Origin of the sequence: Micromonospora sp. NPDC002389 (genome assembly GCF_040296095.1) — a bacterium.
Lineage (GTDB): Bacteria > Actinomycetota > Actinomycetes > Mycobacteriales > Micromonosporaceae > Micromonospora.
Window position 1 is genome coordinate 253,012 of the sequence record NZ_JBEOWP010000005.1, and the last position, 20,406, is coordinate 273,417.

The 20,406-nt window shown below is 72.4% G+C and carries 22 protein-coding genes and 1 pseudogene; 11 read left to right on the plus strand and 12 right to left on the minus strand.

What is annotated here, in order from left to right:
* Positions 1-63: 63 nt before the first annotated feature.
* Positions 64-1,212 carry an Mrp/NBP35 family ATP-binding protein gene (locus ABT008_RS12330; protein ID WP_350695970.1) on the plus strand — a complete coding sequence of 383 codons (1,149 nt, stop codon included), beginning with the start codon at positions 64-66 and terminating at the stop codon, positions 1,210-1,212.
* Between the two features lie 15 nt (positions 1,213-1,227).
* Here the strand turns inward: ABT008_RS12330 and ABT008_RS12335 are convergent, their stop codons facing one another.
* Together ABT008_RS12335 and ABT008_RS12340 are read right to left on the minus strand one after the other, a co-directional pair.
* Entirely contained in the window at positions 1,228-1,662 is a 435-nt protein-coding gene (locus tag ABT008_RS12335) for a twin-arginine translocase TatA/TatE family subunit (RefSeq protein WP_350695972.1), read from the minus strand.
* Positions 1,663-1,735: 73 nt separating this feature from the next.
* Positions 1,736-2,992 (minus strand): S1C family serine protease, encoded by a 1,257-nt coding sequence (locus ABT008_RS12340; protein WP_350696178.1) that lies wholly within the window; start codon positions 2,990-2,992, stop codon positions 1,736-1,738.
* 359 nt (positions 2,993-3,351) lie between these two features.
* Between ABT008_RS12340 and ABT008_RS12345 the strand changes: the two genes are divergently transcribed.
* Positions 3,352-3,924: an O-methyltransferase gene (locus ABT008_RS12345; RefSeq protein ID WP_502890419.1), complete on the plus strand. Its 573-nt coding sequence runs from the start codon at positions 3,352-3,354 to the stop codon at positions 3,922-3,924.
* A 28-nt stretch (positions 3,925-3,952) separates the two neighbouring features.
* Here ABT008_RS12345 and ABT008_RS12350 read toward each other — a convergent pair whose 3' ends face one another.
* Complete coding sequence (locus ABT008_RS12350) at positions 3,953-5,419, minus strand: leucyl aminopeptidase family protein (RefSeq protein ID WP_350695975.1); 1,467 nt, start codon at positions 5,417-5,419, stop codon at positions 3,953-3,955.
* A gap of 142 nt (positions 5,420-5,561) precedes the next feature.
* Positions 5,562-5,729, minus strand: coding sequence for a DUF3117 domain-containing protein (locus ABT008_RS12355; protein WP_013283866.1), 168 nt, complete (start codon positions 5,727-5,729; stop codon positions 5,562-5,564).
* A gap of 191 nt (positions 5,730-5,920) precedes the next feature.
* Between ABT008_RS12355 and ABT008_RS12360 the strand changes: the two genes are divergently transcribed.
* Together ABT008_RS12360 and ABT008_RS12365 are read left to right on the plus strand one after the other, a co-directional pair.
* Entirely contained in the window at positions 5,921-6,745 is an 825-nt protein-coding gene (locus tag ABT008_RS12360; RefSeq protein WP_350695977.1) for a PaaX family transcriptional regulator, read from the plus strand.
* On the plus strand, positions 6,742-7,533 hold the full coding sequence (locus tag ABT008_RS12365) for an enoyl-CoA hydratase-related protein (protein WP_350695979.1): 792 nt from the start codon (positions 6,742-6,744) through the stop codon (positions 7,531-7,533). Before ABT008_RS12360 ends, ABT008_RS12365 begins: the two co-directional genes overlap by 4 nt.
* 10 nt (positions 7,534-7,543) lie before the next feature.
* Here ABT008_RS12365 and ABT008_RS12370 read toward each other — a convergent pair whose 3' ends face one another.
* From ABT008_RS12370 to ABT008_RS12385, 4 genes and pseudogenes are all read right to left on the minus strand, one after another.
* Positions 7,544-8,167 (minus strand): hypothetical protein, encoded by a 624-nt coding sequence (locus ABT008_RS12370; protein ID WP_350695981.1) that lies wholly within the window; start codon positions 8,165-8,167, stop codon positions 7,544-7,546.
* 4 nt (positions 8,168-8,171) lie between these two features.
* On the minus strand, positions 8,172-8,762 hold the full coding sequence (locus ABT008_RS12375; RefSeq protein WP_350695983.1) for a DNA-3-methyladenine glycosylase I: 591 nt from the start codon (positions 8,760-8,762) through the stop codon (positions 8,172-8,174).
* Between the two features lie 213 nt (positions 8,763-8,975).
* On the minus strand, positions 8,976-9,473 hold the full coding sequence (locus ABT008_RS12380; protein ID WP_350695985.1) for an SRPBCC family protein: 498 nt from the start codon (positions 9,471-9,473) through the stop codon (positions 8,976-8,978).
* A gap of 463 nt (positions 9,474-9,936) precedes the next feature.
* Positions 9,937-10,291 (minus strand): annotated as a pseudogene (locus tag ABT008_RS12385) (DivIVA domain-containing protein); the annotation flags it as partial.
* A gap of 144 nt (positions 10,292-10,435) precedes the next feature.
* On the opposite strand from ABT008_RS12385, the gene folP reads away from it, so the two are divergent.
* A complete protein-coding gene (gene folP / locus ABT008_RS12390; RefSeq protein WP_350695986.1) occupies positions 10,436-11,305 on the plus strand; it encodes a dihydropteroate synthase in 870 nt (289 codons plus the stop codon).
* 6 nt (positions 11,306-11,311) lie between these two features.
* Here folP and ABT008_RS12395 read toward each other — a convergent pair whose 3' ends face one another.
* Complete coding sequence (locus tag ABT008_RS12395) at positions 11,312-11,689, minus strand: NADH-quinone oxidoreductase subunit A (protein WP_131052015.1); 378 nt, start codon at positions 11,687-11,689, stop codon at positions 11,312-11,314.
* Between the two features lie 329 nt (positions 11,690-12,018).
* Here ABT008_RS12395 and ABT008_RS12400 point away from each other — a divergent pair, with 329 nt between their 5' ends.
* On the plus strand, positions 12,019-13,866 hold the full coding sequence (locus ABT008_RS12400; RefSeq protein WP_350695988.1) for a 2-oxoacid:acceptor oxidoreductase subunit alpha: 1,848 nt from the start codon (positions 12,019-12,021) through the stop codon (positions 13,864-13,866).
* Positions 13,859-14,893 carry a 2-oxoacid:ferredoxin oxidoreductase subunit beta gene (locus ABT008_RS12405; RefSeq protein ID WP_131052013.1) on the plus strand — a complete coding sequence of 345 codons (1,035 nt, stop codon included), beginning with the start codon at positions 13,859-13,861 and terminating at the stop codon, positions 14,891-14,893. Before ABT008_RS12400 ends, ABT008_RS12405 begins: the two co-directional genes overlap by 8 nt.
* Positions 14,894-14,961: 68 nt before the next feature.
* Here ABT008_RS12405 and ABT008_RS12410 read toward each other — a convergent pair whose 3' ends face one another.
* Positions 14,962-15,603, minus strand: a complete 642-nt coding sequence (locus tag ABT008_RS12410; RefSeq protein WP_176092465.1) for an FMN-dependent NADH-azoreductase — start codon at positions 15,601-15,603, stop codon at positions 14,962-14,964.
* Positions 15,604-15,687: 84 nt separating this feature from the next.
* On the opposite strand from ABT008_RS12410, the gene ABT008_RS12415 reads away from it, so the two are divergent.
* Positions 15,688-16,170: a MarR family winged helix-turn-helix transcriptional regulator gene (locus ABT008_RS12415; RefSeq protein WP_131052011.1), complete on the plus strand. Its 483-nt coding sequence runs from the start codon at positions 15,688-15,690 to the stop codon at positions 16,168-16,170.
* A 13-nt stretch (positions 16,171-16,183) separates the two neighbouring features.
* Here the strand turns inward: ABT008_RS12415 and ABT008_RS12420 are convergent, their stop codons facing one another.
* Complete coding sequence (locus tag ABT008_RS12420; RefSeq protein ID WP_350695990.1) at positions 16,184-17,197, minus strand: potassium channel family protein; 1,014 nt, start codon at positions 17,195-17,197, stop codon at positions 16,184-16,186.
* Positions 17,198-17,354: 157 nt separating this feature from the next.
* On the opposite strand from ABT008_RS12420, the gene ABT008_RS12425 reads away from it, so the two are divergent.
* On the plus strand, positions 17,355-18,053 hold the full coding sequence (locus tag ABT008_RS12425) for a helix-turn-helix domain-containing protein (RefSeq protein ID WP_350695992.1): 699 nt from the start codon (positions 17,355-17,357) through the stop codon (positions 18,051-18,053).
* 263 nt (positions 18,054-18,316) lie between these two features.
* Complete coding sequence (locus tag ABT008_RS12430) at positions 18,317-18,916, plus strand: ClpP family protease (protein ID WP_350695994.1); 600 nt, start codon at positions 18,317-18,319, stop codon at positions 18,914-18,916.
* 28 nt (positions 18,917-18,944) lie between these two features.
* On the opposite strand, the gene ABT008_RS12435 is transcribed toward ABT008_RS12430, so the two are convergent.
* Positions 18,945-19,322: a winged helix-turn-helix transcriptional regulator gene (locus ABT008_RS12435; RefSeq protein WP_502890409.1), complete on the minus strand. Its 378-nt coding sequence runs from the start codon at positions 19,320-19,322 to the stop codon at positions 18,945-18,947.
* A 105-nt stretch (positions 19,323-19,427) separates the two neighbouring features.
* Between ABT008_RS12435 and ABT008_RS12440 the strand changes: the two genes are divergently transcribed.
* Positions 19,428-20,276 (plus strand): SDR family oxidoreductase, encoded by an 849-nt coding sequence (locus tag ABT008_RS12440; protein WP_350695997.1) that lies wholly within the window; start codon positions 19,428-19,430, stop codon positions 20,274-20,276.
* The last annotated feature ends 130 nt before the right edge of the window (positions 20,277-20,406 follow it).

The following is a 20,406-nucleotide window of genomic DNA, read 5'->3' on the forward strand; positions in this document are numbered from 1 at the left end:
GACTGGCTCACACCGTCGCCGCTGCCACCGGTGGCGGATCACGACCGACGTAGCATTGCGGGCATGTCAGCTCCCGTCAGCACCGTCCACGACGCCGTCCAGGCCGCCCTGGCCACCGTCAACGACCCGGAGATCCGCCGGCCGATCACCGAACTCGGCATGGTCAAGTCCGCCGACATCGGCGACGACGGTGTGGTCCGGGTCGCGCTGCTGCTCACCGTGGCGGGCTGCCCGTTGAAGGACAAGCTGCGGGCGGACATCACCGCCGCAGTGGGCGCGGTGAGCGGGGTCACCGGCGTCGAGATCGACTTCGGGGTGATGAGCGCCGAGCAGCGCCAGCAGCTCCAGGCCACGCTGCGCGGCGGCGGGGCGTCCGAGGAGCCGGTCATCCCGTTCGCGCAGCCCGGCTCCCGCACCCGGGTGTACGCGGTGGCCAGCGGCAAGGGTGGCGTGGGCAAGTCCAGCGTGACGGTGAACCTGGCGGCGGCGCTGGCCGCCCGGGGGCTCTCCGTCGGCGTGGTGGACGCGGACATCTATGGACACTCGGTGCCCCGGATGCTCGGCGCGGACGGCCGGCCCACCCGGGTCGAGGACATGATCATGCCGCCGGAGTCGCACGGTGTGAAGGTCATCTCGATCGGCATGTTCACCGCCGGCAACGCCGCGGTCGTGTGGCGCGGGCCGATGCTGCACCGCGCGTTGCAGCAGTTCCTCGCGGACGTGTACTGGGGCGACCTGGACGTGCTCCTGCTCGACCTGCCTCCGGGCACCGGTGACGTGGCCATCTCGCTGGCCCAGTTGCTGCCCAACGCCGAGATCCTGGTGGTCACCACGCCGCAGGCCGCTGCCGCCGAGGTGGCCGAGCGGGCCGGCGCGATCGCGTTGCAGACCCACCAGCGGGTGGTCGGTGTGATCGAGAACATGTCCTGGCTGGAACTGCCGGACGGTTCCCGGATGGAGGTCTTCGGTGCCGGTGGCGGCCAGACCGTCGCCGACTCGCTGACGCAGACCATCGGCGCGCAGGTGCCGCTGCTGGGTCAGGTGCCGCTGGACACCCGGGTGCGCGAGGCCGGCGACGAGGGGAACCCGATCGTGCTGGCCGCGCCGGACTCTCCGGCGGCGAAGGCGCTGGGCCAGGTCGCCGACCGGCTCGCACTGCGCCGGGAGTCGCTGCTGGGCAAGCCGCTCGGTCTCACGCCGGCCGGTCGCTGACCGCCAGGCGCGCCGTCAGGTGATCTCGTCGTAGCTGGCGGCGCGCGGGGCCGGCGGGGACGCCGCCGGTGCGGTGGTGCGCGCCGTCGACGACGTGGCGGCGGGGGTACGCGGGTCGGCGGCGCTGGCGACGTCCTTGAGGTCGTTGTGCACGCCGGTGACGTCCGCCCGGAGGTTGTCGTAGACGCCCTGCAACGGTTTGCGGATCGCCTGCTCGTCCTCTTCGCTGAGCAGATGCTTGCGGATGAACGCCTTGGGGTGCAGATCCTCGAGCTGGATGTCGGTGCCCAGTTCCTTGCTGAGGTCGGTGGTGGCGTTACGCGCCATGTTCCGCAGGTTGCGCACCATCCGCAGGCCGTCGCTGATCACCTGCGGCAGCCGGTCGCCGAAGATCAGCAGCGCCAGCAGCAGCAGCGCGCCGACCTCCCACACGTTCAGGTTCTCGAACACCCCGTCCTCCTCCCCCGGCTACCGCAGCCAGAGTACGCACGTCGGGGGCCCGGCCAGAAGGGGTTCTGCGAGGTCACTTCGCATCCGCCGCCAGCGTGACGGAGGCGTTCTGCCGGTCGCTGCCCCGCCGGTACTCGACGGTCACCACCGAGCCGGGGGCGTACTTGCGGACCAGGGCGATCAGGTCGGTCGGCTCGGTCATCGGTCGGCCGTCGAGCCGCAGGATCACGTCACCGGCCCGGAGCCCGGCACCGGCCGCCGGCCCCGCCGGTTCCACCGCGGCGAGGCGGACACCCGATCCGCCGGCGTTGGCACCCGGTCCGCCCACCTGGGCGCCGATCACCGTACGCCGGGCCTTGCCGGTGCCGATGATCTCCTGGGTGATCCGCTTGGCCTGGTTGATCGGGATGGCGAAGGCGAGACCGATGTTGCCGGCCTCCTGGCCGTCCGCGACCAGGGACTTGATGGTCGAGTTGACGCCGATCACCCGCCCCGCCGCGTCGACCAGCGGGCCGCCCGAGTTGCCGTGGTTGACTGCGGCGTCGGTCTGGATCGCGGCGTAGTAGCGCGTCGGGCCGCCCGGCTCGCCGGCCTGCATGGTCCGGTCCAGCGCGCTGACGATGCCCGAGGTGACCGTGTTCGCCAGCGACAGGGGCGACCCGAAGGCCAGCACCGGGTCGCCGACCGCCAGGGCGTCGGAGTCGCCGAACTCGACCGGGCGCAGTCCGGTACGTGAGACCTTGATCACGGCGATGTCGGACTCCGGGTCCTGACCCACCACGGTCGCCGAGTCGGTGCTGCCGTCATTGAAGACCACCGACGCCTTGCCGCTGCCGCCGGCCACGACGTGATCGTTGGTGATCACGTGGCCGTCGGTGCTGACGATGAACCCGGAGCCCTCGCTGGTGCCGCCCAACCCGGCCACCCGGACGGTGACCACGCTGGGCAGGACCCGCTCGGCCACCCCGGCCAGCGACTCCGGCGGGCGTTGGGCGAGCGTGGGGGCGGTCCCGGGGGCGGCGCCGAGCACCGGCCCGGCCGCGCCGCCACGGACCGCGAAGGCGTACCCGAGGGCACCGCCGAGCGTGCCGGCGAGCAACGCGGCGAGCAGGGGAACCAGCAGCATCTGGTGCAGTTTCGAGCGTCCGGGCGCGTCCGGGTCGGTGACCCGTTCCGGCTCGGCGCCGACGACCGGTGCCGCCGGCACCACCACCGCCGTCGGAGCGTACGGGTCCCGCCACGGGTCGCTCAGCGCGTCGGACCACCACGGCGAGGCACCCGGTGGGCCTCCCTCGCGCGCCGACGAGCCTGCCGGCGGAGTTCCGGGCACCGGCTGTCCCGCCGGTACGCCGCTCGCGCCGGGCTGGCGCCAGTCCCAGCCGTCGGTCACTCGGTGCCTCCCAGTCCGTCCCCCGGTGTCCCGCGATCCGGCGATCGGACGCCGCTCCGATGCCGTCGACGGGATACCGCTTCCAGGATTGCACGGATGTGCCGCGTGGGGTCAGCGGTTGTCACTGCGGGTGGACGCCCGGCTGCGCCGGTGGCGGGCCGCCTCTAGAGTCACAGTGCCCACCCGCCCTGCGCATCATGCTCGCCGCCCGGAGGTGTCCCATCGCCACCGTCGCCGGTTCCGGTAGTCCGACGAACCCGGCTCTCCAGTTCGCCGAGTCGTACGTCACCGAGGACCTCGTGCTGCGTACCGCGCGCAGCCTCGCCCGGGAGGTCGGACTCGACGCGGTCACCCCGGGTGCGGGCGCCGCGTTGCGCCTGCTCGCCGCCGCCGGCAACGCGCGGGCGGTGGTCGAGATCGGCACCGGCACCGGGGTCAGCGGCGTCTGGTTGCTGCGCGGGATGCGGGCCGACGGGGTACTCACGACCATCGACGTCGAGGTGGAACACCAGCGGATCGCCCGCCGGATCTTCACCGAGGCCGGCTTCGTCGCCGGTCGGACCCGCATCATCACCGGACGCGCGCTGGACGTGCTGCCCCGGCTCGCCGACGGCGCGTACGACCTGGTCTTCGTCGACGCCGAGGCGACCGGCTTCACCGCCTGCGTGGAGGCCGCCCTGCGGCTGCTGCGGCCGGGCGGGGTGCTGGTCCTCAACGGCACGCTGGCCGGAGGCCGGATCGGTGACCCGGCCGCCCGGGACGCGGAGACGGTGACGGTACGCGAGACGATCAAGGCCATCCGCGAGTCGGAGCACTGGATCCCGGCGATGCTGCCGGTGGGGCACGGGCTGCTGGCTGCGGTGCGCTGCTGATTCGAGCGCACCGCCGCCGAGCCGTCGGTCAGGAGAGGGTCGCCAGCCAGCGCAGCAGGCCGCGTACGCCCCAGCCGGTCGCGCCCCGGGTCAGCTCCGCGTCGTCGCGGTCGCACCACGACGGCGCCGACATGTCGATGTGCAGCCACTGCTGACGCAGCTCGCCGGTGAACTCGCGCAGGTAGAGCGCGGCCAGCACGGATCCGGCCCCCTGCGTCGGTGCGCTGTGCAGGTCGGCCACGTCGCTGCCGAGGTGCTCGACGTAGTCGGCGGCCAGCGGCATCCGCCAGGCGGATTCACCGGCCGTGTCGATGGCCGCCAGCAGGTCTGCGGCCAACTGGTCGTTGTCGCTGTAGAGCGCGCCGATGCGGGTGCCGAGCGCGACCGCGTTCGCCCCGGTCAGCGTGGCCAGGTCGATCAGCAGGTCGGGCTTGAGCTCCTGCACGGCGTACGCCAGGGCGTCGGCGAGGACCAGCCGTCCCTCGGCGTCGGAGTTGGTGGTCTCGCTGGTCAGGCCGCCGTAGTGCCGGATGACGTCGCCGGGGCGGAACGCCGAGCCGCTGACCATGTTCTCGGCCAGCGGGGTGAGCGTGGTGATCCGGACCGGCAGCCGCAGGGCCGCCGCGCCCAGGGTGGCCGCGACGACGGCCGCCGCCCCGGCCATGTCCTTGCGCATCAGCTTCATCGCCGGCACGGGCTTGATCGAGATGCCGCCGGTGTCGAAGGTGATGCCCTTGCCGACCAGCACCACGTGGGTCCGGGCGTCGGCCGGGTGCCAGTCCATCTCGACCAGGCGGGGGCCGCTGGCCGAGCCGCCGCCCACCGCGAGGATCCCGCCGAACCCCTCGGCGGCCAACTGCTCCGGCTCGCGTACCCGGACTCGGAGCCCGGGCAGGTCGGCGGCGGCTTCGGTGACCTGGGCGGCGAACCATTCCGGGTTCTTGATCGAGGAGGGCATGTTGGTCAGGTCCCGGGCCAGCCGGGTCATCTCGGCGGTGGTCCGGGCCGTCGCGACGGCCTGCGCGTACGCGTCGGGGTCGGTGACCGCCAGGTCGACCCCGGTCAGCGTCGGGGCGTCCCGGTCGTCGCCGAGGCGGAAGCGGTACGAGCCGAGCAGCAGGCCCTCGACCAGCCCGCGTACCGCCTCGGGCGAGACCTCTGCCGGCAACGCCACTGTGACATGAGTCTCATCTCGGGCCGCCCGGACCAGTCCGGCACCCGCCGCACGCCAGGCCGCCTCGTCCGCCTCACCCACACCGAGCAGCAGCAGCCGGGCGGGGGTGCCACCCGGCCGTACCTGGGTGTGGACCTGACCGGGTCGGCCGGTGACCCGAGCCGGCGCGACCAGCGAGGCAGCCTCGTCGGCGATCCCCGTGGGCAGCGTCGCCCCGGTGGGCACCGGCTCGGCCGACGAGTCGTCGCCGACAGCGGATCGGACGGGCAGGGCCAGGACGTCGAGCCGGTCCGGCTCGGCGGTCAGACGGATGGCGAGCACGCGGAGCCGTACCTCCTGAGGACGATCGCGGGGCGGCTGCCCGGCGAGATGGTGTGAAGGCCCTGAGCCACCGGCTCAGCCGGTGGCTCAGGGTTTGACGAACCGTCCGCGGCGGCGAGCGTCGCCGACGAACCGGCCTTGTTCAGCCGGCGGCCGCCTTCAACGCGTCACCGAGCGCCGTCGCCTCGTCGGGAGTCATCTCGACGACGAGCCGGCCACCGCCCTCCAGCGGGACCCGCATGACGATGCCCCGGCCCTCCTTGGTGACTTCCAGCGGACCGTCGCCCGTCCGCGGCTTCATCGCCGCCATGTTGTCTCCCCTCAGACCTACACCAGGGTCGGTGGGTTGCCCCACAGCCACTTCGCCATGACCACCCGCAATGCGCACGGGAGGTGTCGACCAACGATTTTCCCTGATGAACACCGCCGGACCCAAACCGAAGCAGCATTGATGTAACAGCATCTAGCTTATCGCGAGATGGCCTGTCACAATGTGCGGTCATGCAGGCACGGTCGGCACTCTTCGACCTGTACGGCGACCACCTTCGACCCCGGGGTGGCCGCGCACCCGTTGCCGCCCTGGTGAAGCTGCTGGCGCCGCTCGGGATCGCCCCACCCGCCGTACGGACGGCGGTCTCCCGCATGGTCCGTCAGGGGTGGCTCGAACCGGTCAAACTGACCTCCGGACCGGGCTATTCGATCACACCCAAGGCGGCCCGACGACTCGACGAGGCGGCCTCCCGGATCTATCGCACCGGTCGGGTCACCTGGGACGGGCGGTTCGATCTGTTGGTGCTCGACGCGCCGACGGCGCGACGTGACCGCCAGCGCCTCGCCGCCAACCTGCGGTACCTCGGCTACGGCACGCTCGACGAACAGACCTGGGTGGCCACCCGCCCGGCCGAGGACGTCGACCTGCTGCTCAGCGAGGCGGGCGTCCGGTTCGAGCGGTTCAGCGCGGCGCACGCCGCCGGCACACCGGGCGCGATGGGCCTGGTCCGCCGCGCCTGGGACCTCGCCGAGATCGGCCGGGCGTACGAGCAGTTCGTCACCGAGCAGCGCACGCTGCTGAGCGGAGTCTCCGCACGTAGTGGCGACGAGGAGGCGTACGCGGCCCGGTTCCGGCTGGTGCACGCGTGGCGTACCTTCCTGTTCCGGGACCCGCAGCTACCACCTGCGCTGCTCCCCGAACGCTGGCCCGGCACCGCCGCGGCCGGCTTCTTCGACCGGCACGCGGCCCGGCTCCGGCCGGCCGCCGACCGGTACGTCGAACAGTGCCTCGACGGAGGACACCGGATCGCCCGACAGAAGGGTCGCCACACGTGACAGAGCCGCTACTCGTCGACCGCACGGACGCCGTCGCCACGCTCACCCTGAACCGCCCGACGGCGATGAACGCGCTCGACGTGGCGCTCAAGGAGGCGCTCCGGGACACCCTCGCCGAGCTGGAGGCCGACCGCGGCGTCCGGGCGGTGGTGCTCGCCGGTGCCGGCGGGAACTTCTGCGCCGGCCAGGACCTGCGCGAACACGTGGCCACCCTCCAGGAGGGCGCGGGTCGGCCGCTGGACACCGTGGCGCTGCACTACAACCCGATCGCCGCCCGGCTGGCCAACCTGGCCAAGCCGGTGGTGGCGGCGGTACGCGGGATGGCCGCCGGCGCGGGCGCCTCGCTGGCGTTCCTCGCCGACATCCGGATCGGCGGACCGTCGACCAGCTTCCTGATGGCATTCGCCAAGGTCGGGCTCGCCGCCGACACCGGCGCGTCCTGGACGCTGCCCCGACTGGTCGGCCACGCCAAGGCCGTCGAACTGCTGATGCTGGCCGAGCCGGTACGCGCCGACGAGGCTGCCCGGCTGGGCCTGCTCAACCGGCTGCTGGACAACGACGAGCAGGTGCTCGCCACCGCCCAGGAACTCGCCACCCGACTCGCCGCCGGCCCGACCGTGGCCTACGGGGCGATCAAGCGTCAGCTCTCCGTGGCCGACGCCGGCACGCTGGCCGACGCGTTGGCCGCCGAGGCGAAGGCGCAGGCGATCTGCGGTGGCACCGCCGACCACCGGGCGGCCACGCTGGCTTTCGTCAACAAGCAGAAGCCGGTCTTCGAGGGACGCTGACCCGGACGGGTCAGTCGTCCTCCTCCGGGTCCTGGTTCGCCTCGGCACCCAGCACGAAGGCCTGCATGGCCAACTCGTCGCCGGAGGGCGAGACGAAGGCGGGCAGCTCCCGGGGGCCCAGCTCCTGCACGTACGCCCAGAACAGCCGGACCGCCTCGGCCGGCGAGTCGGCCTCGATCGGCAGGTCCAGGCTGACCAGCCAGGTCCGCCGTTGCGGCGGCGGGCCGAGCCGGTCGGCCAGCTCGCGGAAGGTCACCGGGTCGAGCGCGGTGACCGGCCCGTCGAGGGTCAGCGTCTCCGCCGGCACCGGCTCGTCGAAGGCCCGCCGGGTGTACGTGACCACCAGCGCCTCGGGCCCCCGGTCGGACTGCGGGTCCTCCGGGTCGTCGGGAGCGTGCCCGGTCGGCACGGCGACCCGGCCCAGCGCCACCAGCCGGGGCGGCTCGTCGGCCAGCACCGCGATCTGGTCGCCGGGGCCGGGCAGGAGGCGATCGTCCAGGCCGGTCAGCTCCAGCGTGTCGTGGTGCACGAGCCGCTCGGCGTCGTACCTGCCGGGCGGCAGCAGCACCGCCCAGGCTCCGGTGCCCTCCGCATGGCTCGCGCCGTTGCGCCGGTGCGCGGTGTCGGTCGTCATGTCCTCATCTCATCACGTTCGCCCGGGTCGCCACGACGTGGCAGCCCGCCAGGTGATCGTCGACCATCCCGGTCGCCTGCATCAGCGCGTACGCCGTGGTCGGGCCGACGAACCGGAAGCCGCGCCGCTTGAGCGCCTTGGCCATCGCGGCGGAGGCGTCGGTCGACGCCGGCACCCCGGTCAGCGCGGTGGGGCGGTCTCGGTCGGCGGCCGGCGCGAACGACCAGAGCAGCGCCGACAGCCCCTCCGGCAGTTCCAGCGCGGCCCGCGCGTTCGCGATCGCCGCCTCGATCTTGGCGCGGTTGCGGACGATGCCCGCGTCGGCCAACAGCCGCGCCACGTCGGCCTCGCCGTAGCCGGCCACCGCCTCGATCCGGAAGTCGGCGAAGGCCGCCCGGAACGCCGGACGCTTGCGCAGAATCGTCAACCAGGACAGCCCGGACTGGAACGCCTCCAGCGTCATCCGCTCGTAGAGCGCGTCGTCGCCGTGCAGCGGGCGGCCCCACTCCATGTCGTGGTAGACCGCGTAGTCGGGCGTACTCGCCCCCCAGGCGCAGCGGGCCAGCCCGTCGGCACCGATCACCAGTTCAGTCACGGCCCCGAGGCTACGTCGCGGGTGTGACCGTCGCGGCCCGAAGGATCGGCCGCAGCGAGGCACTGATGACCCTCGGGGGCGGGTCTGATCTACACACCGCCCACTGACAAGGAAGCTCGTGGTGCTCGCGGGTCTGGTCACTTCGGAACAGATCGAGCGCCCACCCCGCCGCCAGACATCGTGAGGCGGTTCAGCGATCGGGGGTGCACCGGGTCAGGGTAGGCGGCCCTGCTCGACCTGGCGGGCGAACCGGCGCAGCGCCTGGGTGAGGCTGAACTTCGAGCCGGGCCAGAGCACCGGCCAGGCCGCCCGACCGGCGGTGCCGCCGGGCAGGTGGAACCACTCGTGCCAGACCACCTGGGTACGCCCGCCCGCCAACGGGGTACAGCGCAGCACGCCGGGACCGCGCAGCAGGGTGCCGCAGTGCACCACACCGATCTCGTACGGCGCGTCCACCCGGACGACCCGCATCTTGTCCCGCAGCACCGCCGGGCCGAGCGCGGTGACCGCCTCGACCAGGCTGCCCTCGCCGCCGTCACCCTCGACCACCCGCACTCTGGTGAACGGGATCCAGTCGGACTGCCGTTCCCAGGCGAGCAGGCCCGCGAACACCTTCTCGGCGGGGGCGTCGACGATCACGGTCGCGGTGACCTCACCGGCGCCCGGCTGGGCCGCCTGGCGCAGATCGTCCTGCCCCTCCGGGTCACTCACGCCGACTCCGAGCGGACCACCGGCCCGCGCGGCTCGGCCCCCGACGGGTCGTCGTCCGACGTGCGGTCTTCTGCCTCGGCGGGTCCGGCACCCTGCCGATCATCGGTCGCCGTAGCGCCTTGGCCGCCGGTCGGCGCGGTCGCCGCGCTCTGGCCACCACTGGTCGCGGCGTCGCCCTGGCCACCCGTCGGCGCGGTCGTCGCCGGGGCGGTCGTCGGCGCGTCCTTGACAGTCGGCGCGTCCTTGGCGGTCGGCGCGCCCTTGGCGGGCGTCGCGGCAGACGCGGCGGTACCGGACGTGGCCGTACCGGACGGGGCGGCGGTGCCAGCGGGCGAGGAGGCGTTCGCCGGGGTGACGGCGATGTCGGACGGTGCCGCGGTGACGGTGATGTCGGAGACCGACGGGGTGGAGGGGTCGGGTGCGGGCGGGGTGACGTCGGCGGCCGGGCCGGTGGCCAGGCCCACGGACTGCTCGCGGGCGCGCTGCAGGGCGTCGGCCTCGGCCGTCCGCCCGTCGCGCAGCGCGGTCACCTCTGCCTCCAGCACCCCGATCAACTCGGTCTTGTAGCCGATGTCGTACGCCGCCCGGCGCAGCGCCTGGTCGACCTGGGCCATTCGATATCCGCGCAGGGCGGTGTCGAAACGCACTTCGCCCACGTCCGACTCGCGCAGCGGACGGTCGCCGGGCAGCGGCACCGCCCGCCCGTCCGCCTCGACCGGCACCAGGCCGGGATCCCGGCCGGTGACCAGCACCGTGACCCCGAACACCACAGCCGCGACGGCGACCGCCACGACCAGCAGGAGCAGAAGCTGACCCATACCACTGATCGTGGCATGTCGACGGCCCCGGAGCGACCCCACCCGGCGCGCCGTACCGGACGGTGCCCGTGACCTGGCACGGGATAGCGTCGTGGTCGGCGGCCGGGTGAGCGTCCGGCGGCGTACGGCGATGGAGGAGGCGGCGTGGCCGGGGAGCTGCGGCTCGGTGGACGGACGTTCGGTCCCGACGAGCTGGTGGTGATGGCGATCGTCAACCGCACTCCGGACTCCTTCTTCGACCGGGGCGCGACGTACGAGGCGGACAGTGCGCTGCGGGCGGTGGCCCGCGCCGTGGACGAGGGCGCGCAGATCGTCGACATCGGTGGGGTGAAGGCCGGGCCGGGTGCCGAGGTGGACGTGGCCGAGGAGATCCGACGGACGGTGGACACCATCGCCGCCGTCCGGGCCGCCTTCCCGAACGTGGTGATCTCCATCGACACCTGGCGGGCCGAGGTGGCGGTGGAGGCGGTGGCCGCCGGTGCGGACCTGCTCAACGACACCTGGTCGGGTGCGGACCCGGCGCTGGCCCGGGTCGCCGCGCGGACCGGGGCCGGGCTGGTCTGCTCGCACGCCGGAGGGCTGAGCCCACGAACCAGGCCGCACCGGGCGGCCTTCGACGACGTGGTGGCCGACGTGGTGACGACGGTGACCGGGCTCGCCGAGCGGGCGGTGTCCCTCGGGGTACGCCCCGACGGGATCCTCATCGACCCGGCGCACGACTTCGGCAAGAACACCCGGCACTCGTTGGAGATCACCAGGCGGCTCGGTGAGCTGGCCGACACCGGCTGGCCGTTGCTGGTGGCCCTGTCGAACAAGGACTTCGTCGGCGAGACGTTGGACCTGCCGGTCGCCGAGCGGCTGGAGGGGACGCTCGCCGCCACCACGGTCTCCGCCTGGCTGGGCGCCCGGGTCTTCCGGGCCCATCAGGTCCGCCAGACCCGCCGGGTGCTGGACATGGTGGCGTCCATCCGGGGCACCCGCCCGCCCACGGTGACCCGGCGCGGGCTGGCCTGACCGGGGTCAGGTCCAGTCGAGGATCCGGCGACGCCAGGCGTACAGCAGGCCGAGCGCGAGGACGGCCACGAAGATCGCCATCTCCACGACCGTGACCAGGCCGAAGCCGGGCCGGTCGAAGACCACCGCCCAGGGGAAGAGGAACACCGCCTCGACCGCGAACAGCACGTACAGGTAGGCGTAGACGTAGTAGCGGATCTGCATCTGCGCCCAGTCGCCGCCGACGGGGTCGACACCGCACTCGTAGTTGGCCCGCTTGCCGGGCGGGTCCGCCGGGCGGGCCGGGCGCAGCACCCGGTTGGCCGAGAAGGCGACGACGAGGAAGAGGACGCCGGCGAGCAGCAACAGCCCGAGCGTCGCGTACGAGCCCAGGTAACCGGTCACGATCGGTCAGCCTACCGGCGGGAACCGTCGGCGGGTCGGGTCAATCCCTGACGGTCCGCCCGGATTGGGCGGTGATCTGGATTACGGCGTGCCGGGCGAAACCCCCCAAGGGGCCGCATAGACCCCCACAATCCAGTCCCAGTCGGCGGACCTCCGGGGCAGGCGGAGCCTCGATCCGACGTAGGCTCTGGGTGAGGAATGACAGGCGGGCCGGACCTTTCGCGGACGGCCGGTGCAGCGGCGCGTCAAGGAGGTCTCGTGGCCGGGCAAGGCGAGGTCACCATCCAGTTCAGCCGAGCGGGCCACGCACGACGGAGCGGGGTGCGGCCGTGAGCAAGCAGATCCGCCAACTGGAGCGGGTGGTCATCCGGTTCGCCGGTGACTCCGGCGACGGCATGCAGCTGACCGGCGACCGGTTCACCTCCGAGACCGCGCAACTGGGCAACGACATCTCCACGCTGCCCAACTTCCCGGCCGAGATCCGGGCACCCGCCGGCACCCTGCCGGGTGTGTCGAGCTTCCAGGTGCACTTCGCCGAGTACGACATCCTCACGCCCGGCGACGCGCCGAACGTGCTGGTGGCGATGAATCCGGCGGCCCTCAAGGCCAACCTCGCCGACCTGCCGCGCGGGGCCGACATCATCGTCAACACCGACGAGTTCACCAAACGCAACCTGGCCAAGGTCGGGTATGCCAGCAACCCGCTCGACGACGACAGTCTCGACGGGTACGCGGTGCACCCGGTGGCGCTGACCTCGATGACGATCGGCGCGCTGGCCGAGCAGGACGTGTCCAAGAAGGACGCCGAGCGGGCCAAGAACATGTTCGCTCTCGGGCTGCTGAGCTGGATGTACTCCCGCCCGTACTCCTCGACGCTGCGGTTCCTGGAGCGCAAGTTCGCCAAGCGCCCCGAGCTGGTCGCCGCCAACATCGCCGCCTTCAAGGCGGGCTGGAACTTCGGCGAGACCACCGAGGACTTCGCTGTCCGGTACGAGGTCAAGCCGGCCAAGATGCCGGCCGGGACGTACCGCAACATCACCGGCAACGCCGCGCTCTCGCTCGGTCTCGTCGCCGCCGGGGTCCGCTCCGGCCTGCCGGTGTTCCTCGGGGCGTATCCGATCACCCCGGCCTCGGACATCCTGCACGAGCTGAGCAAGCACAAGCGGTTCGGCGTCACCACCATGCAGGCCGAGGACGAGATCGCGGCGATCGGCGCGGCGCTGGGCGCCTCGTACGGCGGCGCGCTCGGGGTGACCACCACCAGCGGTCCCGGTGTCGCGCTGAAGGGCGAGACGATCTCGCTCGCGGTGGCACTGGAGCTGCCGCTGGTCATCGTCGACGTGCAGCGGGCCGGGCCGTCCACCGGTATGCCGACCAAGACCGAGCAGGCCGACCTGAACATGGCGCTGTTCGGGCGGCACGGCGAGGCGCCGGTCGCGGTGATCGCGCCGAAGTCCCCGTCGGACTGCTTCCACGCGGCCCTGGAGGCGGCGCGAATCGCGTTGACCTACCGCACGCCGGTGATCCTGTTGTCGGACAACTACGTCGCCAACGGCTCCGAGCCGTGGCTGCTGCCCGAGGTGGATTCCCTGCCCGACCTGCGGGTCGAGTTCGCCACCGCGCCGAACGGTGAGGACGGCACCACCTTCCTGCCCTACCTCCGCGATCCGCAGACGCTGGCCCGCCCGTGGGCGGTGCCCGGCACCCCGGGCCTGGAGCACCGGATCGGCGGGCTGGAGAAGGCCGACAAGACCGGCGACATCTCGTACGACCCGACGAACCACGACTTCATGGTGCGGACCCGGGCGGCGCGGATCGAGACCATCCCGGTGCCGGACGTCGAGGTCGAGGACCCGGACGGCGACGCCCGGGTGCTGGTGCTCGGTTGGGGCTCCACGTACGGCCCGATCGGTGCCGCCTGCCGCGCGCTGCGTCAGCGCGGGCTGCCGGTGGCCCAGGCGCACCTGCGCCACCTCGCGCCGATGCCGGCGAACCTGGGCACGGTGCTCGGCGCGTACGACCGGGTGGTCATCCCCGAGATGAATCTCGGCCAGCTCGCCCACGTGATCCGGGCCCGCTACCTGGTCGACGCGATCGGCTACAACCAGGTCCGCGGCCTGCCGTTCACCGCCGCCGAGCTGGAGTCGATGCTGGAAGAGGTCCTGAAGAATGTCTGAGCCCGTCGCGCTGAAGCTCACCGCCAAGGACTTCAAGTCCGACCAGGAGGTGCGCTGGTGCCCCGGCTGCGGTGACTACGCGATCCTCGCGGCCGTCCAGCAGTTCATGCCGGAGCTGAACATCCCCCGGGAGAACATCGTCTTCGTCTCGGGCATCGGCTGCTCGTCGCGCTTCCCGTACTACATGAACACCTACGGGATGCACTCGATCCACGGGCGCGCCCCGGCGATCGCCAGTGGCCTGTCGGTCTCCCGTCCGGACCTGTCGGTCTGGGTGGTCACCGGTGACGGTGACGCGCTCTCCATCGGCGGCAACCACCTGATCCACGCGCTGCGCCGCAACGTCAACCTCAAGATCCTGCTGTTCAACAACCGGATCTACGGTCTGACCAAGGGGCAGTACTCGCCGACCTCCGAGGTCGGCAAGATCACGAAGTCGACGCCGGTCGGGTCGGCGGACGCGCCGTTCAACCCGCTGTCGCTGGCGCTCGGCGCGGAGGCGACCTTCGTCGGCCGCACCATCGACTCGGACCGCAAGCACCTCCAGTCGGTGCTGCGGGCTGCGGCCGAGCACGAGGGTTCGGCCTTCGTGGAGATCTACCAGAACTGCAACATCTTCAACGACGGCGCGTTCGAGCAGCTCAAGGACCCGGGCGTCCGGGACGACCACCTGATCCGGCTGGAGCACGGTCAGCCGATCACGTTCGGCAAGGACGGGCAGTTCTGCGTGGTGCACCCGCCGCGCGGCTTCGGCCTGGAGGTCCGCGAGACGGCGTCCACCCCGGCGGAGGACATCGTGGTGCACGACGCCACGGTCGACGACCCGGCGTACGCCTTCGCGCTGTCCCGGCTTCCCGGCTTCGACCTGCGCAACACCCCGATCGGCGTGTTCCGGTCGGTGCGCCGGCCGTCGTACGACAGCGTGGTCCAGGCGCAACTGGACGAGGCCCGTGCCTCGGTCACCGAGACTCCGGAGCAGCAGCTCGCCGGCCTGCTGGGCAGCGGCGACACCTGGACGATCCTCTGACCCACCGCTTCAGTCGAAACTGCCGGGCCGCTCCCTGAGGGGGCGGCCCGGCAGTTTTCCGTACCGGGTCAGACCGTGGCCGGTACCCAGAGCTCGTCGATGCTCCGCTGCGCCACCGCGAGGCTCTCCTCGTGCAGCGGGATCAGCTCGGACATGGCCGGGACGCTGGACGCCAGGGTCAGCTCGCAGCCGATGAACCTCGGCTCCAGGCCGGTCATCGACAGGCCGTGCGGCAGCCAGGGCGCGGCGTGGTCCCAGCCCTCGCGCGGGGTGCCGGAGCCGTAGCCGCCGCCCCGGGAGGCCAGCACGATGAACTCCCGGCCGCCGAGCAGCCCGGCGCCGGTGGCCGGATCGTACGACAGGCCGGGCGCGATCAGCAGGTCCACCCAGCTCTTCACGCTGCTCGGCGCGCCGTAGTTGTAGAGCGGCAGGCCGAGCAGCACGGTGTCGGCGGCCTGCACCTCGGCGACCACCTGCTCGGTCAGCTCCCAGATCCGGTGCTGCTCCGGGGTGCGCTGGTCGGGCGGCGTGTGCCGGGCCGTCTCGGCGGCCTCGTCGAGGTGTGGCAGCGGCTCCTTGCCGAGGTTGCGATAGGTGATCGTGCCGCCGGGGTGCGCGGCCTGCCACGCGGCGGCGGCGCGGGCGGTGAGCCGGCGGCTGACCGACTGCTCTCCCCGGATGCTCGAGTCGATGTGCAACAGGTGCGGCATTGGCTAACCCCTCACAGATGGTTTGTGTAGCACCAACTATTTATAGCAGGCCAATGTTTCGCCGTGGGGGGTAAACTCGGTCACATGACTGCCGGGCCGGCCGAGCACAGGGAGCGCCGTTCCGGCGCCCTGCTCGAATTCCTGGCCCGCCGGATGCGGCTGCGCTCGGAGTCGGTGCTGGCACCGCTCGGTCTGCGCCCCCGGCACCTGGTCGCGCTCACCGTGCTGCGGGAGGCCGGCGAGATGAGTCAGCAGGCGTTGGCGGGCAGCCTGCAACTCGACGGCACGAACGTGGTGGGGCTGCTCAACGACCTGGAAACGGCGGAGCTCGTCGAGCGTCGCCGCTCCCCCGAGGACCGCCGTCGACACGTGGTCAGCCTCACCGAGCACGGGACCAGGCGGCTCAACGAGGCCGAGTGCGCCCTGGCCGGAGCCGAGGACGACGTGCTCGCCGCACTCGACCCCGCCGAGCGGGACACGCTCTACGACCTGCTGCGGCGGGCCAGCAGCGGCGGGCCGGCGACCTGCACGGAGGCCATCCGGGACAACCCCGACGTCCTCTGCTGACCCGGGTCGGCGATCAGGGCAGGGTGTTGGCGGTGGGACGGTCGTCGCGTACGTGGACCAGCATGTCGCCGGTCTCCACCACCGCACCCGCCTGGTCGGCCAGGGTGACCACCTTGCCGCGCCGCACCAGGGCGATCACCAGGGACTCCAGTTCGCGCGGGTTCCGGCCCACCTCGTTGCGCTCCGCCGACCGCATGGCCAGCGCCATCCCCTGACCGGGCGTCAGCAGGTCCTCGACCACGTCGATCAACGGTGGCGCGGAGGTCGACAGGCCCAGCAGACGCCCGGCGGTCGCCGACGAGACGATGACGTGGTGCGCCCCGCTCTGCTTGAGCAGCGGCGCGTTCTCCGCCTCCCGCGCGGCGGCGATGATCCGGACCTGACCGGCGGTGAGCTGCCGTACGGTCAGGGCCACCAGCACCGAGGCGTCGTCGCTGTCGGTCGCGATGATCACCGCCTTGGCGGTCCGCACATGCGCCTGGTTGAGCACCGAGGATCGGGTGGCGGAGCCCTCGATGGCGACCAGCCCGTTCGTGGTGGCCTGCCGCAGCGCCGCGCCGTTGCGTTCCACCACGACGATCCGGGACTTCTCGAACCCGTTCTCCAGCAGCGCCGAGACCGCACTACGGCCCTTGGTGCCGTAGCCGCAGATGATGACGTGATCCTTCACTTTTCTCTCCCACCGGTGCAGACGGCGGCCGGTCCGGTACTGCTCGGTCAGGACTTCCAGGGTGGTGCCGACCAGGATGATCAGGAACAGCACCCGGGCCGGCGTGACGAACACGACGTTGATCAGGCGTGCCTGCTCGCTGACCGGCACGATGTCGCCGTACCCGGTGGTGGAGAGCGAGACGACCACGTAGTAAAAGCAGTCGAGCAGCGTCAGGCCGTCCTCGTTGACGTCGCGGTAGCCGTCCCGGCCGAGGTAGACCACCGCGACCACGGCGAGCACCAGTCCGACGGCGGCGGCCAGCCGCATACTCAACGCGCTGAGCGGGCCCCGCCGCTGCGCGGGAAAGTGGATCACCGCGGGGCCTGGCCAGACTCGGTCGACTGCACGCCCACAAGATAGCCCCTGCCCGCCGATTCGCACGGCGGAGTGGCGTAGCGAGGGGCGGCGCGGCGGGCGGCGGCCCGGCATGATGGGAACGGTCAGCGCAGACCGGCGAGAGTGAGGTCCCGGCATGACGTTGCTGCGACGGGTGATCGGTGCGGTCCTGCGCCGCCAGCGCCAACGACAGCGCCGCACGCTGCGCGAGGTGGCCGAGGCCGCCGGCGTGTCGGTGCCCTATCTCTCCGAGGTCGAGCGGGGGCGCAAGGAAGCCTCCTCCGAGGTGCTCGGCGCCGTCTCCCGGGCGCTCGGCCTTCCGCTCTCCGACCTGCTCGGAGAGGTACGCGACGAGCTGCGTCGGGTCGAGCGACCCGCCCCGACCACACCCCAGGGCAGTTACGTCCCGGCCGTCCGTGGTGGCGGCCCCACCGCCTCCGGCCCCACCGCCTCCGTCCCGCGCGGCACGGACGGCTTCGCCCACCCGGTCGCGCAGTTCGGCGGCATCGGGTTCGGCAGCACCCTGATCGACACCGCGTCCCTCGGCACCGGCCTGGCCGGCGGGTTCCAGGGCAGCGGCGGGTCGGCGACGGTCGGCGGGTACACGCGGCTGGGCGGCGACTTCGCCCCCGGTGGCGCCGCCGGTGGCGGTGTCGTTGCTGGCGGTGTCGTCGCCGGTGGTGTCGCTGCCGGACCGGCCGGCGGATTCGGCTTCAATGGCGGTCTTCGCATCATCGTCTTCGGCGACACCGCCGAGGCCGACGCGGGAGCCGACGGCCCTGACCAGGCCACGGCCGAACCGGCAGGACGTCACCTGCAACCACTGTCGAGCTGATCCGCCCACGCCCTCAGGCTCGTCGGCGCGGCACCGACGAGGTCGCCGTCTGTCCCGCCCCGGCTGCTCGCCGGGGACCTGGTGGCGGCCGGGGCGTGGTCACGGCCGGGCCGACCAGCAGGACGGTGACCGCCGGACCCGTTCTGCCGTGGGCGGATCTGCCCCGGGCAGAAGTGCTGGGGAACGGCCACCCGGGCGGCGCACGCTGGACGGGCCGGTTCCCGAGCGGCGGAGGTCGCCACCGGCGGGTGGAGGTGGACGAGATGGTCACGATGCTGGACGACGGTCAGCGGACCTTCGGCGACCAGGTGTACGAGCGGCTGCTGCGGGAGCGGATCGTCTTTCTCGGCAGCGAGGTGACCGACGAGGTCGCCAACCGGATCAACGCCCAGATCCTGCTGCTCGCGGCGGAGGACCCGGATCGGGACATCCAGCTGTACATCAACTCGCCGGGCGGCTCGGTGAGCGCGGGACTGGCGATCTACGACACGATGCGCTTCGTCCGCAACGACGTGGCGACGCTGGCGCTGGGCCTGGCCGCCTCGATGGGCCAGTTCCTGCTCTGCGCGGGTGCCGCTGGCAAGCGGTACGCGCTGCCGCACACCCGGGTGGTGATGCACCAGCCGCACGGCGGCTTCGGCGGCACGGTCAGCGACATCACCATCCAGGCGGAGAACATGCTGCACGTCAAGCGCACCATGCTGGAGTTGATCGCCCAGCACAGCGGGCGCCCGCTGGACGAGGTCCAACGCGACTGGGACCGGGACCGCTGGTTCACCGCCGACGAGGCCCGCGAGTACGGCCTGATCGACCAGGTGGTCCGCGCCGCCACCGACCTCCCGACGCCGCTGACCGCCGGCTAGCGGCCACGCCGACCGGCGGAAAGCGTGACTACGCCTGCTGGCGGGCGTCGTAGCGGGCGCGGGCGGCCTCCACCTCGGCGAGGTGGTCCGTCGCCCAGGATTCCAGGCCGGCGACCAGTGACCGCAGGTCGTGCCCCAGGTCGGTGAGCTCGTAGTCGACCCGGGGCGGGACGGTGGCGTGCACGGTGCGGGTGGCCAGGCCGTCGCGTTCCAGGCCACGCAGGGTCTGGGTGAGCATCTTCTGACTCACGCCGTCGATCCGCTGGGCCAGCTCGCCGTACCGTTTGGGGCCGTTCGCGAGGGTCAGCACCACCAGGACGCTCCACCGGTCCCCGATCCGGTCGAGGACCTGTCGGCTGCCGCACTTCCGGTCGTACAGGTCGGGTTCCACGCTATTACTCTCCATCAGGATGTGGCGCACTTCAAGGTGCCTACTCTCCAACGGGAAGTGGCGGCGCGATCTTCCGGTTGCCTCCGACGTCAGGCAGTTTCCGTGGAGGGAGCAGTACCCATGTCCATCGTCGTCACCGGTGCCACCGGGCACCTCGGCCGGCTCATCGTCACCTCGCTGCTGGAGCGGGGCGTACCGGCCGGGCAGATCGTGGCGCTCGGCCGGGACACCGGCCGCCTCGCCGACCTGGCCGGGCGCGGCGTCACCGTCCGGCAGGCCGACTACGACGACCCCGAGTCGCTCCGGACCGCGTTCGCCGGTGCCGAGAAGCTGATGTTCGTCTCCGGCAGCGAGGTGGGCCGGCGGGTGGCGCAGCACCGCAACGTGGTCGCCGCCGCCACGGAGTCCGGGATCGGGCTGGTCGTCTACACCAGCATCCCGAAGGCCGACACGTCCAGCCTGATCCTCGCCACTGAGCACCGCGCCACCGAGCAGGAGATCGTCGCCTCCGGGCTGCCGTACGTCTTCATGCGCAACGGCTGGTACCTGGAGAACTATCTCCCGCAGCTCCCGACGTACCTGGAGCTTGGGGTGGCGGGTGCGGCGGGGGACGGCCGGATCAGCGCCGCCGCCCGCGCGGACTTCGCGGACGCCGCCGCCGTGGTGCTGACCGGCGAGGGGCACACCAACCGGGTGTACGAGCTGGGTGGCGCGGCGTTCACCCTGGGCGAGCTGGCCGCCGAGGTGTCCCGGCAGAGCGGCCGGGAGGTGGGTTACCTGGACCTGCCAGTGGAGAAGTACGTAGAGGTGCTGGTCGGTGCCGGGCTGCCGCAGGGGTACGCGGAGGTGCTGGCCGACGCCGACCGGGGTGCCGCCGAGGGTGAGCTGTACGTCGAGGGCGACGACCTGGCCACGCTGATCGGCCGACCGCCGGTGAGCCTCGCCGAGGCGATCCGCACCGCGCTCTGACCCACGGACGGCCCGTCGCCCTCGGTGGCGGCGGGCCGTTGTCCTGGGTGGCGGGCCTCCGTCCACGGTGACGTGGGCTCGTCGCCGGTGGCGGACGGGGGTTGTCACAGGGGCGGGCTAGCGTCGCGGT

Bases quoted from the DNA above. Each gene is read 5' to 3' on its own strand.
- ABT008_RS12330 (WP_350695970.1), top strand. From the start codon at position 64: ATGTCAGCTCCCGTCAGCACCGTCCACGACGCCGTCCAGGCCGCCCTG.
- ABT008_RS12355 (WP_013283866.1), bottom strand. From the start codon at position 5,729: ATGGCGGCGATGAAGCCGCGGACGGGCGACGGTCCGCTGGAAGTCACC.
- ABT008_RS12360 (WP_350695977.1), top strand. From the start codon at position 5,921: ATGCAGGCACGGTCGGCACTCTTCGACCTGTACGGCGACCACCTTCGA.
- ABT008_RS12370 (WP_350695981.1), bottom strand. From the start codon at position 8,167: ATGACGACCGACACCGCGCACCGGCGCAACGGCGCGAGCCATGCGGAG.
- ABT008_RS12405 (WP_131052013.1), top strand. From the start codon at position 13,859: ATGTCTGAGCCCGTCGCGCTGAAGCTCACCGCCAAGGACTTCAAGTCC.
- ABT008_RS12410 (WP_176092465.1), bottom strand. From the start codon at position 15,603: ATGCCGCACCTGTTGCACATCGACTCGAGCATCCGGGGAGAGCAGTCG.
- ABT008_RS12415 (WP_131052011.1), top strand. From the start codon at position 15,688: ATGACTGCCGGGCCGGCCGAGCACAGGGAGCGCCGTTCCGGCGCCCTG.
- ABT008_RS12425 (WP_350695992.1), top strand. From the start codon at position 17,355: ATGACGTTGCTGCGACGGGTGATCGGTGCGGTCCTGCGCCGCCAGCGC.
- ABT008_RS12430 (WP_350695994.1), top strand. From the start codon at position 18,317: ATGGTCACGATGCTGGACGACGGTCAGCGGACCTTCGGCGACCAGGTG.
- ABT008_RS12435 (WP_502890409.1), bottom strand. From the start codon at position 19,322: ATGGAGAGTAATAGCGTGGAACCCGACCTGTACGACCGGAAGTGCGGC.
- ABT008_RS12440 (WP_350695997.1), top strand. From the start codon at position 19,428: ATGTCCATCGTCGTCACCGGTGCCACCGGGCACCTCGGCCGGCTCATC.